The sequence below is a fragment of the Pseudomonas germanica genome, from assembly GCF_019614655.1.
In the GTDB taxonomy this organism is placed as follows: Bacteria; Pseudomonadota; Gammaproteobacteria; order Pseudomonadales; family Pseudomonadaceae; genus Aquipseudomonas; species Aquipseudomonas neuropathica.
Window position 1 is genome coordinate 880,732 of the sequence record NZ_CP071586.1, and the last position, 13,738, is coordinate 894,469.

At 59.8% G+C, this 13,738-nt stretch carries 4 protein-coding genes; 2 read left to right on the forward strand and 2 right to left on the reverse strand.

Going from position 1 to position 13,738, the window contains the following annotated elements; all coding sequences use genetic code 11:
• Nucleotides 1-34 precede the first annotated feature (34 nt).
• Together J0G10_RS03815 and J0G10_RS03820 are read right to left on the reverse strand one after the other, a co-directional pair.
• Entirely contained in the window at nucleotides 35-4,702 is a 4,668-nt protein-coding gene (locus J0G10_RS03815; RefSeq protein ID WP_245398017.1) for an NEL-type E3 ubiquitin ligase domain-containing protein, read from the reverse strand.
• Between the two features lie 99 nt (nucleotides 4,703-4,801).
• Nucleotides 4,802-7,408: a hypothetical protein gene (locus tag J0G10_RS03820; protein WP_245398018.1), complete on the reverse strand. Its 2,607-nt coding sequence runs from the start codon at nucleotides 7,406-7,408 to the stop codon at nucleotides 4,802-4,804.
• Between the two features lie 209 nt (nucleotides 7,409-7,617).
• On the opposite strand from J0G10_RS03820, the gene J0G10_RS03825 reads away from it, so the two are divergent.
• Both J0G10_RS03825 and J0G10_RS03830 read left to right on the forward strand, forming a co-directional pair.
• Nucleotides 7,618-9,930: a YgiQ family radical SAM protein gene (locus tag J0G10_RS03825; protein ID WP_095047306.1), complete on the forward strand. Its 2,313-nt coding sequence runs from the start codon at nucleotides 7,618-7,620 to the stop codon at nucleotides 9,928-9,930.
• A gap of 501 nt (nucleotides 9,931-10,431) precedes the next feature.
• A complete protein-coding gene (locus J0G10_RS03830) occupies nucleotides 10,432-13,707 on the forward strand; it encodes a transglutaminase family protein (protein WP_220557492.1) in 3,276 nt (1,091 codons plus the stop codon).
• The last annotated feature ends 31 nt before the right edge of the window (nucleotides 13,708-13,738 follow it).

Here is a 13,738-nt window from a genome sequence, read left to right on the forward strand (position 1 = left end):
CGAAGTTCATCGGCCTGCTGCGACGCTGTATCGATTACAACGTCGCGCCAGTCGCGACCGGGGTTTCCTGCGCGGGCGTGACGTTGGCAGAAGCCGCCTCGATTGTTGTTCGAGGCTGCAATTCCTGCCGCGTCAGCGTTTGGATCAATGTCGCTTCGACGATCGCCAACTGCGCCGTCACATCATCGGTTTGCGATTTGTATTGAGCTTCGCTCAGCAGTCTTTGTGATGACTGGCTGTCGAGAATTTCCTGCCGATCCTGAAACGGCTGGCGACTCGCATCGAATTGCGCCTGGTATTTGTGAATGATGAAGTCCTGCCAGAAATTCATCGACACCAACGCCTGAAACTCTTCAGGCGAGCCATTCAGCGTCGAAATTTTGCGATACGCCGCATCCAGCATTGCCGGGGTAACGCCGGCCATGCCGATAAACGTGAGTGCCTGTGGCTGAAACGGCAATTGCAGCCGATCCCTGAGACCAAAGCGGTAGGCCATGGTCATTTCATGGGGATCGCGTATGCGCAGGTTGTGGCTGTTTCGCAGCTCCCGGGAGGTTGCCGGATCGTCAATGATCGCCCTGCTTGAAGCGATCTCTGCCGCTGCGATGTCGTCGACCTGTTTGAGCCGGAACAATCCTTTGGACAGCGCCACCAAGGGGGCGCCATTCATATCGAGCCTGGCCTGTATGCGCGCCTTGTGAGTCATGGCCAGGACCTGCAGATCGGTGAAGGTGGCTGCGGCAAGGTCAGTGCAGCCGGCTTCGCACGCGCGATCGAACAGTTCTCGACGCAAGGTTCGCGACTGTGGATTGTCCTGGCTGATGACATCGATCACGTCCCAGACCTGGCGCCGGAAGTCGGCATGGTGCGCACGGCTCGCGAGGATGTTGAAGAAGCCGTCTGAGCCTTGCTGCTCGCGCAACGTGCGCCATTGAGTGTTTCTGGCGATCGCTTGATCAGCGGGTAGTCCACTGGTCCAGATCGGAGCGGGGTCTGCGGCTGCCCTTGCAATGGGGCGTTGTGCCAAGGGGAATGACGTTGTGAACAGGTTGAATCTGTTGTGAAGCCCGGTTTGGGCTTCGTCCAGTTGTCTGCGATAAACGCCCATTTGTATCCGCGTCTCATCGGTAATCGGATTATTCGTCAGTAACGTGCCACTGTTCACCTGGACCGAATGCGCTAAGCGCTCCGGGGGCGGAGCAGTGACAAAGTCAGGAATCGTGGTGATCTGATTGTTGCTCAGATCGATCCGGGTCAGCAGGGGTTGATCAAACAGCCCGGTTGGCCACTGCGTGATGCCGGTGTTCGCCAGGGTGACCTCGCGCATATCGGTGATCAGGCTGAAATCTGGCATCACACCGAGTTGGGGATTGTTGTCGATCCAGAGTGCTCTGAGCGTTGTGCGTCCGGCCAGTATCCGCGCCGTTTCTGCATTGAGTTCAAGTTGGTTGTGCTGCAGGAACAGGCGCGTCATCCCGTGCATTTCTCCTACTGCCGGGGGCAAGTCCCTGAGGCGATTGTTCGACATGTCCAGCCAGCGCACATGACGAAAACGGGTGAGGAAGCCTTCCGGTGACTCCGTCAGGTTCATGCCGCTCAATCTGAGTGAACCCACATGGCTGAAGTCGATGCTCAGATCCGGCAGGGTCGGCAAGGTCAGGCCGCTCAAGTCCAGTTCCAGACCGATCGGTGTGCCGTCGAAAGCATGTTTTTGCGCCGTCTCGCGGCGCCAGCAACTGATGATCCGATCCCGCGCTGCAGTGCGGTCATTACGGGTGGTGGCGTTGATTTGCAGCTGATTGGCACGCACGTAACGCAGGCGGTTGCCGCCCCCGGAAAAGACCCAGTCGTCGAGCTGGGTTTTCAGAAGATCGAATTCTTGTTCCAGCGCGAGCAAGCGTGGTGCCACGGTGCCTTTGTCATGATTCCAGATGAACTCCCTGCACTCCTTGATGGTTTTGCTCGGGAACAGGTTTCGATAACGCTGCGCCCTGGAGTCTTCGCTATCGAATACGGCGGGATGGGCCGGCTCCATCAGCTCGGGGTGAGACTCTTTAAGGCGTCGCCAGTAGCCGTCGAATTTTCGCCAGTACACGGAGGGGAAGTCGTTGCCTTCAAGGCGCGTGACATTGTTGATCCGCGCGACGACAGCCAGCGTCTCGGGTGTCGGGTTGAAATTGGCCTGGGGAACCTCGCTCAAGCGATTGTCGCGCAGGTCCAGGTGGTTCAAAGCGGTTTTGTCGAGCAGCCCGGCAGGCCACTGACTGAGGCCCGTGTTTTTCAGGTTCAATGCCTGCAACCCGGACATGGCGCTAAAGTCGGGCACTGCCCGCAGTTGATTGTTGGACAGATCGATCTGTTTCAACTGGTGCAATGCACCGAGTGCCAAAGCGCTTTGCTCATCCAGTTTTATCTGGTTTGAACTCAGATCCAGATAGTTGAGTTTGTCCATCTCGGTGATTTTTTGCGGCAGTTTATCGATGCCGGAGTTAACGATGGTCAGGCTTTCCAGATTGGGGCAATTGGACAGAAGCGTATTGGCGGTGTCCGACCAGGTTACCGAGTCGAGACTGAGGGATTTGATGTGACTGAAATCCACGGTTAACAGGGGTAATGGACCGTACAGCGGTGGCAGTTTCAGTACGCCGTCCGATTCGCCCAGCCAGCAGCCTCTGATGATTCTTGCCAGGCGGGTAGCGTTGACTCTTTCCGGGCCCATGGCTTGGGCCGGGCCGGGTTGGCTGTCGGCGATGTAGGCCTGCAGTTGCGTTTCCAGTAACTCGAAACCGGCAATGCGTCGCGCGATCTGCTCTTCGGCGCCATCACCCAGGGCGAGCAAATATTCCCTGGCGGCTTGCGGATTCTTGTCTGGATACATACGCCGCACCATCGCCACTTCGGGAATATCGCCATCCAGTCTGAACGCGTCTGCGCGGGAGCCCGTGCGCATCGCCGGATAGTCGGTCACTACGCGGCGCCAATAAACCTCAAGCGTTCGCCAGTAACCGGCCGGGAAGGGGTTGCCTTCAATCAGGGTGACCGAGTTGATACGGGCGATCGCCAGTAGTTCATTGTTTGACGGGTCAAGGATCGGCTGTGGAATTTCGCGCAGTTGGTTATGGCGCAAGTCGACCACGTCCAGTGCCACCTGATCGCGTAAACCGCTGGGCCAGTGATCCAGTCCGGTGTTGCTCAGGTTCAATGACCGAAGTTGCGACATGCCGCGAAAGTCCGGGACTCTGCCAAGCGGGTTGCTCGACAGGTCGAGGTGTTCAAGCTGCTTGAGTGCGCCCAGTTTTACTGCTGCCTGCTCATTGAGCTGGATTCGGTTCGAGCTCAGCTCCAGAGCCTTGAGAACGGTCATCGGCGCGATATCGGACGGCAACTTATCCAGGGTGGAGTGAGTCACCGACAGTTTCTCAAGGTTGGGAAAACTGCCAAGGAAGGTATCGGCGGTGTCCGACCAGGCGACCGCTTTCAGCTCCAGAGTTCTTACATGGCTGAAATCAGCCGTCAGCGGCGCAAGGATTGCCTCTCCCAAATCAAGTTTCAGCGTCGTTCCCGTCTGCCGCTTCCAGCAACGTTTTATTTCTTCGACAGCACGCTCCACCGCGGGATGTGCAGCTTCGTTGGGGGCCTGCGAGGATGTCTTCCTGATCCAGGACGCGAGATCCGCCTTGAGCGCCCTGTAACTGGCCTCGCGTTGGGACAGATAGCCGCGGACGTCATCTCCGTGCGAATGCAGAAGCCGGGTGATCTCATCGCTGTCGAGGGCCGGGAAGAGCTTTCGAGCGCGGGACTCTGGCGTGCGCAAATGATTGATCGCGCTGGCAAACCGTTGCAGCAGGCCAGGATGCGCGGGGCTGCCTGGCTCGCTGCGGAACATGCCGCCGGCACCCCCGACCGCCGTTCCCAGCCAGCCTTCGCGAGCATCGTAAATGATCGGCTCCGAGCGCCCGGGGCGTGTAGCGATGTAGGTATTGGTGCTGTCGCTGGCCACCGGATCTTGCGCACGGACGATACGCATCACCGCTGTCGACGGGGTCGAGGCATCGGTGTCGTGCAGAACCTGATAACTGTGGTTGTCGATCACCGCATAGAGTTTACCGTTGAGCCGGTGAAGGCCATCGCTGCCCCTTTGAATGCCGCTGAAATCCAGTGGCGTGCGGAAAGCTTCCAGGCGGCTGCTCGACAATGGCACACCGATCGGCTCGAAGTGTTCCAGCTCATGCCAGAGTCCCGCGCTGGAGTCACGCAGTAGCACGGGCCCCGAGGGGCTGGATTCGCTGGGCAGCCGGGCCCGATACAGCCCTGTTTGCGCATCTTTGCCGAGCAGCACGATGCCGCCGGGTACATCGGCATATTGGCGGCCCTTGTGCGTTCTCAAGCCGTCAGCGTTGCGATCCGACAAACCGCTGGCCGTAGGCACCCAGTAGTGTTCCAGGGACTGGCTAGCCGCACGCGGATTTTCAATCGGCAACGCGGGTCGATGAATGGTGATGCTCGGAGCCGGCTCGATCGCGTCGATATCGGCTGGCGTTGGTAAGCGGCCCGGTCGTGGTGTTTGCCCACCGGGTATCGAGACCTCTAAATCTGTGCGCGGTGGCAGGTCGAGGCGCGGGGTGTCCACGTCTGGCACAGCGTTTTGGCGAACCGGGGGATTGCCGGAATTGTTGCCTCTGGGGGGCGATTTAACGGGCATGTCTTTCTATCCTTGCAGGTTTGCGCATCAGTTCGCCTGAACGGGAGCTGATGGCAGGGGCGGCGTCATTGCCTGATTGATCGTGTGGCCCTGAGTCCTTTACTCAGGCCTGGAAGGCACGCCAGCCGGGCTGGCCAGTGCAAATATTTTGCTCGCGGTCTTGCCATCGAAGGTCTGGCGCCAGATGGCCACGTGCGGCAAGCCAGCCTGTTCATCGCGGCGCTGAGACTCGATGCCGCGTCGGCTCTGTTCGAGGGTTTTGAGGTGACCGCCTCTTGTGGTGAAATTCAGCGGCGCGGCGTCGTGTTGGTCGTAGTGGAAATGTGCCTCCCACAAGGGGGCGTCGTCGGCGCGATCAGTGATCGAATAAACGTCGAGAAACGACTTGCCCTTGCCTTTGCCCGATGGCTTGCGATCAACGGTTTTGCTCACGCTGACTTCGTCGGCATCCATCAGATAGTTCAAACGCATGATGTCGAGCACGTCCCTGTTCTTGTACATGCGCACCAGAACACTTTGGCCATGCGCGTCCAGTGACTCGGCAGCGCTTCGCAAGCGCGTAGCCAGGTCGAGGATTTCGGTGTCCGCGTCTTCATGGCTTTCCAGGCGCCTTGCCTGCTCGTTCAGTCGTTCAGTCTCTTTACTCAGGTCTTCGACAATATCGGTCGGATTGGTTTTTCTCGCCTCGTCCACCCTGGCCTTGGCAACGTGTTGTTCGACGTCGGCCAGTAACCGGTTGGCCTCGGCGACCAGCTGTGGTCTGGGTGTACTGGTGATGGGCAGGCGCACTGGCAACCATTCGCCTTGTCTTTTTTCGTAGCGAGCGGATGGAGAGCCGGGGCGCAACGGGTCCGGAACCCTGACGATGACATTGCCGTCCTGAGCCGTTTCCGTTTCACCGACCAGAACCCGGTAAGTACCGTGTTGGCGGACCCGGAAAACTTTCCTGGGCGTTAACGGGCGGGAGCTTTCGGAAGGGTCGGGGAGCGTTGGAAGGAAGTCAAAATCGATATCGTGGTCGATGTTGGGCAGTTCGCGGTCGCGCCCGATCGACTCCAGAATGTCGCTGAGCCTGTTATCGATTCGCCTCTCGAGTGGGTCGATCAAACTTAGGATTTCCTTGAGGTACCCGGCCCGAGAGGCATCGCTGTCAGCGTGGGTGGCCAGTTGCATTTCAAATCGTGATTTGTCCGCCCTGATCTGATCCAGGCTCAAAAGCAGTGCCATGGGGTGCTCGTGTTGCGGAATGTTTTTCAGGTCTCCGGTGACCAGATCGACGCAGGAAAGCGACGGCATGGTGGTATTGGGCGAATGGTCGGGCGTGCCCGCATACAGGTGCACGTAGAGGGTCAGCTTGTTGAAGTTGATGCGCTCGGGCGACGGCACTTGCTGCCTGATTTCTTCGAGTATCGGTGCCGCTCCCGGGTCGGCTTTTCTGATTTCTGCCAACACCACTTCACGTTCTTCGATAAACCTCAGCTTCTTGTTCAGGTGAGGGATGATCCGCTTGCAACTGTCGGCATCCAGACTGGAGACGGTAGGCTTGACCCGCAGGTCCATGGCCGCCATGAGGCGGTTCAGAAATTCGGCGCGTTCTATGCGGAAAGTCTGCAGTTCCTGCTTGAATAGCCCGCTGGCTTTCGCAAGGGTCAGCCATTTTCTGTTGAGCACCAGCGACTCTACGAAATCCGCCTGTTTTTGCACATGCTTGAGCAAATGCACTTCCAGGCTCAGCAGTTTTGCGTTTTGCTCTGCACTGCCCTGCGGCAGTTTCTGGGTTTCTGCCCAGAGCGTGTTGTGGCGCTCCGACGAATTCGTCAATTCCGTGTGGGCCTTTTGAAAAGGCTCATGCATCTGCAACAACGTGTCTTTACTCAGGCGGGCAATCTCCGCGTCCTGAATACCTCCCTTCAGCTCTGGCAAATGATAAACCCAGCGATTGCCCTCATCGCGCCGCACAGTCCGCGTTTCGCCGCTGCGGCTGGCGCGGTAGATATTTGCGATATCGGTTGCCACGGGGTCTTTCGGGTTGACGATACGCCACGCTTTTTGTGTCGCCGTGGAGGCACTCACATCGTGCATGACCTGATAAACGTGGGTGTGCAGGGACAGGTACAGTCGGCCCTCGTGGCGCAATAACCCGTCGCTGTCGGCCTTGGCGCGTGTGAGTTCGAGATCCATGCGCAACGTCTGCAGGTGAGGGTCAATCAAGGTCACGGCGTCACCGTCCTTGAGCGAATGCCACAGGCCACTGTCGGCGTCGCGCAGCAGTAGCGGACCACTGGCAACCCGCTCGGCTGCGAGTTGGGCGCGGTAGAGGCCGGTCTGCGGATCGATGCCGACCATCACGATGCTGCCGTGCGCGACATCGACGTATTCGCGGCCCTTGTACATCCTCAAGCCCTCGGTATTGGCCTGGGGCAAACGGTCAGGTGCGGGGATACGGTAACTCTCCAGCGATTTTGCTCCCGTTGCGCCCGTTTTCACCGAGGCGGTTGCTGTGTGCGTGATGACGACGGGAGACGGTCTTGTTACCTCAGGGCTGGCAGTGCCGTGAGTGCCGCCCGGACGCGTCGCAGAGGAGACAGGCAGGGACGGTTCAGGCCCCGTCCGTGGCGCTCGCCCGGTATTGCCTTGCTGCGGCGCATCCGGGCTGGTTGGGGTCTTGACTTTGATGCTGCCCTTGGCGGGCTGTTTGGGTGACATTGCTTCATCCTTGAAGGGTTGCCACATCAGTCGGCGCAGGCACCGGACTGATGAATGTTAAGTTTGAACGATGATTTTTTTGCCTGTTACGGGGTATCTGGCAGGCTCGACGCGGGTTGTAAGAGAAACCGACCATTGCCGTCGGAATTGGTTATTTTTTGTGCTATATTCCGCGCCCGCGAATTTTCACTTCAACACCGGTCGTCGACATGCAAGCAGCCAAGCCGTTATTTGACTATCCAAAATATTGGGCCGAATGTTTCGGGCCAGCGCCATTCCTGCCGATGAGCAGGGAGGAGATGGATCAGCTTGGCTGGGATTCGTGCGACATCATCATTGTTACCGGTGATGCCTACGTCGATCACCCGTCGTTTGGCATGGCGATCATTGGCCGGCTGCTGGAGTCCCAGGGCTTCCGTGTCGGGATCATTGCCCAGCCGAACTGGCAGTCCAAAGACGATTTCATGAAGCTCGGCGAGCCGAACCTGTTCTTCGGGGTTGCGGCGGGCAACATGGACTCGATGATCAATCGCTACACCGCGGACAAGAAAATCCGTTCCGACGACGCCTATACGCCCGGCGGCATGGCCGGCAAGCGTCCGGACCGCGCGAGCCTGGTCTACAGCCAGCGCTGCAAAGAAGCCTACAAGCACGTGCCGATCGTGCTCGGCGGCATCGAAGCGTCCCTGCGCCGCATTGCCCACTACGACTACTGGCAGGATCGCGTGCGTAACTCGATCCTGATCGACGCCAGCGCCGACATTCTGCTGTACGGCAACGCCGAGCGCGCGATCGTCGAAGTCGCCCAGCGCCTGTCCTACGGGCACAAGATCGAAGACATCACCGATGTGCGCGGCACCGCGTTCATCCGTCGCGATACGCCGAAAGACTGGTACGAAGTCGACTCGACGCGTATCGACCGTCCGGGCAAGGTCGACAAGATCATCAACCCGTACGTGAACACTCAGGACACCCAGGCCTGCGCCATCGAGCAGGAAAAAGGTCCGGTCGACGATCCGCAGGAAGCCAAGGTCGTACAGATCCTGGCCAGCCCGCGCATGACCCGTGACAAGACCGTGATTCGCCTGCCATCGGTAGAAAAGGTGCGCGGCGACGCCGTTCTGTATGCCCACGCCAACCGCGTGCTGCACCTCGAAACCAACCCGGGCAACGCCCGTGCGCTGGTGCAGAAGCACGGTGAAGTCGACGTCTGGTTCAACCCGCCGCCGATTCCGATGACTACTGAAGAAATGGACTACGTGTTCGGCATGCCTTACGCCCGTGTCCCGCACCCGGCGTACGGCAAGGAGAAGATCCCGGCCTACGACATGATCCGTTTCTCGGTGAACATCATGCGTGGCTGCTTCGGTGGCTGCACCTTCTGCTCGATCACCGAACACGAAGGCCGGATCATCCAGAACCGTTCCGAAGAGTCGATCATTCGCGAAATCGAAGAGATCCGCGACAAGGTGCCAGGTTTCACCGGCGTCATTTCCGACCTCGGCGGCCCGACCGCGAACATGTACCGCATCGCCTGCAAGACACCGGAAATCGAATCCGCGTGCCGCAAGCCGTCCTGCGTGTTCCCGGGCATCTGCCCGAACTTGAACACCGACCACTCGTCGTTGATTCAGCTGTACCGCAGTGCTCGTGCTTTGCCGGGTGTGAAGAAGATTCTGATCGCCTCCGGCCTGCGTTACGACCTCGCGGTCGAATCGCCGGAGTACGTCAAAGAGCTGGTGACCCACCACGTCGGTGGCTACCTGAAGATCGCCCCGGAACACACCGAGGAAGGTCCGCTCAATCAGATGATGAAACCGGGCATCGGCAGCTATGACAAGTTCAAGCGCATGTTCGAGAAGTACACCAAGGAAGCGGGCAAAGAGCAGTACCTGATTCCGTACTTCATCGCCGCCCACCCAGGCACCACCGACGAAGACATGATGAACCTGGCCCTGTGGCTCAAGGGCAACGGCTTCCGCGCCGACCAGGTGCAGGCGTTCTACCCGTCGCCGATGGCCACCGCCACCGCGATGTACCACTCGGGCAAGAACCCGCTGCGCAAGGTCACCTACAAGAGCGACGGCGTGACCATCGTCAAGAGCGAAGAGCAGCGTCGTCTGCACAAGGCGTTCTTGCGTTATCACGACCCGAAAGGCTGGCCGATGCTGCGTGAAGCGCTGATCCGCATGGGCCGCGCTGATCTGATCGGTTCGGGCAAGGATCAGTTGATCCCGACCCATCAACCGGCGACCGACAGCTACCAGAGCGCCCGTCGTAAGAACTCGACGCCAGCCGGCAGCCATAAAGTGGCGAAGGACGCTAAAGAGAAGACCACCAAGATTCTCACCCAGCACACTGGCTTGCCGCCACGTGCCAGTGATGGTGGTAACCCTTGGGACAAGCGGGAGCAGGCCAAGGCGGCGGCGTTTGCCCGTAACCAGCAGGCTGCGAAAGAGCGTAAAGACGCCGCGAAAGGCAAAGGGCCGAAGCCGACCCGTAAGCCGGTCGTACCGCGCTAAAGAAAACGCCAACCTTCGGGTTGGCGTTTTGCGTTTCTGCCGTTGGATTTATGCAGGCCGCAAGATCCATCCCCCTCACCCCAACCCTCTCCCCCAAGGGGGCGAGGGGGAAGGGAGCAGATCTCCATGCTTTTCAAAACTTGAGTTCGACTCAGGACTTTCAGGTCGGCGTATCTCCAACAGCCACCCCTCCCTACCCCCCCCCCGGGAGAGGGGTAGGGAAGGGAGCAGATCGCTGTGCTTTTCAAAATCGAAGTTCGACTCGAAGTTTCAGGTCGGTGTAGCTCGCTTAGTCAACTCGGTCAGTCCCCTCTCCCTCTGGGAGAGGGTTAGGGTGAGGGGCTCTTCGCAACATTTACGTGCAATCAGCCCAAACCATTTCCCCGCATCGCCCGATTTTGGTGCTGTACTGCCCTAAGCATTCCGGGAAAGCGCCCAAGCCTCTGCATGGCATAAGTTTTGCGCGCTTTCGAATACGCTTAGGCTCGCAGGAGGCACGCCGTGTCGATTCATGTCGCATTGCATCACGTCACGCATTACCGCTATGACCGCGCTGTCGAACTCGGCCCGCAGATCGTACGTCTGCGCCCGGCCGCCCACAGCCGCACGCGGATTCTGTCGTATGCCCTGAAAGTCTCGCCCGAGCAGCATTTCATCAACTGGCAGCAAGACCCGCAGGGCAACTACCTCGCGCGATTGGTGTTTCCCGAGAAAACCAATGAGTTGCGCATCGAAGTCGATCTGCTCGCCGAAATGGCGGTGTTCAACCCGTTCGACTTCTTCCTCGAACCCTACGCCGAGAAAATCCCTTTCTCCTACGCCGCCGATGAGCGCAAGGAACTGGCGCCGTACCTCGAAACCCTGCCGCTGACGCCGAAATTCAAAGCCTATCTGGACGCCATCGACCGCACGCCGCTGCCGGCGGTGGACTTCCTTGTGGCGCTCAACCAGCGCTTGAGCGAAGACATCGGCTACCTGATTCGCATGGAGCCGGGCGTGCAGACCCCGGAACACACCCTTGAACACGCCTCCGGTTCCTGCCGCGATTCGGCGTGGTTGCTGGTGCAACTGCTGCGCAACCTCGGGTTGGCCGCGCGGTTTGTCTCCGGTTATCTGATTCAACTGACCGCCGACGTGAAAAGCCTCGATGGCCCGTCCGGCACTGAAGTCGATTTCACTGACCTGCACGCCTGGTGCGAGGTGTATCTGCCTGGCGCTGGCTGGATCGGCCTGGACGCCACGTCCGGGCTGTTCGCCGGCGAAGGGCATATCCCCTTGGCGTGTAGTCCCGATCCGTCCTCGGCGGCACCGATCAGTGGCTTGGTCGAGCCGTGCGAATGTGAATTCAGCCATGAAATGTCGGTGGAGCGGATATGGGAGGCGCCGCGCGTCACCAAGCCCTACACCGACGAGCAGTGGCTGGCGATTCAGGCGCTGGGACGGCAGATCGATGCCGATCTGCTGGCGGATGACGTGCGCCTGACCATGGGCGGCGAGCCGACCTTCGTTTCCATCGATGACCCGGATGGCGCCGAGTGGAACACCGCCGCGCTGGGGCCGGCCAAGCGGCGACTTTCCGCTGAACTGTTCCAGCGCATGCGCAAGCATTACGCGCCGCAGGGTCTGGTGCATTTCGGCCAGGGCAAGTGGTATCCCGGCGAGCAACTGCCGCGCTGGTCGCTCAATTGCTATTGGCGTCGCGACGGTGTGCCGATCTGGCACAACAACGCACTGATCGCCGATGAGCAGCAGGACTACGGAGCGGATGGCGAGTTGGCCGGACGCTTCCTCGCCAGTGTCGCCGAGCGCCTGAAATTGCCTACACGTTTTGTCTTCCCGGCCTACGAAGACAATTTCTACTACCTCTGGCGCGAGGGCACGTTGCCGAGCAATGTCAGCGCCGAAGATTCACGTCTTGAGGAACCGCTTGAGCGCGCACGCTTGCGCAAGGTGTTCAGTCAGGGCCTGAACAAGGTGATCGGCCAGGTATTGCCGCTGGCGCGCACCGCCAAGGGTGATCAATGGCAGAGCGGGCGCTGGTACCTGCGTGACGAGCATTGCCGACTGGTGCCGGGGGATTCGCCGTTGGGCTATCGCCTGCCGTTGGGGTCGCAGCCGTGGGTGAAGGCCGCCGAGTATCCGTTCATTCATCCTCAGGATCCGAATCAAGACTTGCCTGAGTTGCCGGAAACCGCGCAGCTCAACAGTCATGGCGAACCTGCCACGACAGACGAACGCGTGCCGAAAATCGACGAATCCGCCGACTGGCTGACCCGCACCGCGTTTTGCGCCGAGGCCCGCGAGGGGCGTTTGTACCTGTTCATGCCGCCGCTGGAGCGGGTTGAGGATTATCTGGAACTGGTGGCCGCCATCGAAGCCACCGCCGAAGAGCTGCATTGCCCGGTGCTGCTGGAAGGCTATGAGCCGCCGAGCGATCCGCGTCTGAGCAATTTCCGCATCACCCCGGACCCGGGTGTGATCGAGGTCAATGTGCAGCCGTCGGCGACTTGGGACGAGTTGGTCGAACGCACCGAATTTCTCTATGAAGAGGCGCGCCAGACCCGCCTGACCACCGAGAAATTCATGATCGACGGTCGTCACACCGGCACCGGCGGTGGTAACCATTTCGTTCTCGGTGGGGCGACGCCGGCGGACTCACCGTTTCTGCGCCGCCCGGATCTGCTGCGCAGCCTGATCAGTTACTGGCACAACCATCCATCGTTGTCGTATCTGTTTTCCGGCTTGTTCATTGGCCCGACGTCTCAGGCGCCGCGTGTCGATGAGGCGCGTAATGATGCTTTATATGAACTGGAAATCGCTTTTGCGCAGATGCCGGAGCCGGGCGAGGAATGCGCGCCGTGGCTGGTTGATCGACTGCTGCGCAACCTGCTGATCGACGTCACCGGCAATACGCACCGTGCCGAGTTCTGCATCGACAAACTGTATTCACCGGACGGCGCCACCGGGCGTCTCGGCTTGCTTGAGCTGCGTGCCTTTGAAATGCCGCCCCATGCGCGCATGAGCCTGGCCCAGCAGTTGTTGCTGCGGGCGCTGGTCGCGCGTTTCTGGCGCGAACCTTATGCGCCGCCGAAACTGGCGCGCTGGGGCACTGAACTGCACGACCGTTTCCTGCTGCCGCACTTTATCGAACAGGATTTCGCCGATGTCATCGTCGAACTGAACAACGCCGGTTATCCGCTGCGCGCGGAATGGTTCGCAGCGCATCTGGAGTTTCGTTTTCCCAAGGTCGGCGATTACGCCGTCAACGGCATCGAACTGGAGCTGCGTCAGGCGCTGGAACCGTGGCATGTCCTGGGCGAGGAGGGCGCGGCTGGCGGCACGGTGCGTTATGTCGACTCATCGCTGGAGCGTTTGCAGGTCAAGCTCAAAGGCCTGCCGCCGCAGCGCTATATGCTGACCTGTAACGGCATCGCCGTGCCGTTGCATCCGACCGGACGGGTTGGCGAGTTTGTCGCGGGTGTGCGTTACCGCGCATGGCAGCCGGCCAACTGCTTGCAACCGACCATCCCCGTGCACGCACCGCTGGTGTTCGACCTGCTCGACACCTGGATGGGCCGCTCGCTGGGCGGTTGTCAGTACCACGTCGCGCATCCGGGCGGGCGCAATTACGAGACGTTGCCGGTCAATGCCAACGAAGCCGAGAGCCGGCGGATGGCGCGATTCTTCCGCGTCGGACACACGCCGGGGAAACTTCCTGTACCGAATATAGAAATCAGTGACGAGCTACCGATGACAATCGATTTGCGACGTTTCTAAGGCCTACGCGACACGCGGATTTTTCGTATAT

Bases quoted from the DNA above. Each gene is read 5' to 3' on its own strand.
- J0G10_RS03820 (WP_245398018.1), bottom strand. From the start codon at position 7,408: ATGTCACCCAAACAGCCCGCCAAGGGCAGCATCAAAGTCAAGACCCCA.
- J0G10_RS03825 (WP_095047306.1), top strand. From the start codon at position 7,618: ATGCAAGCAGCCAAGCCGTTATTTGACTATCCAAAATATTGGGCCGAA.
- J0G10_RS03815 (WP_245398017.1), bottom strand. From the start codon at position 4,702: ATGCCCGTTAAATCGCCCCCCAGAGGCAACAATTCCGGCAATCCCCCG.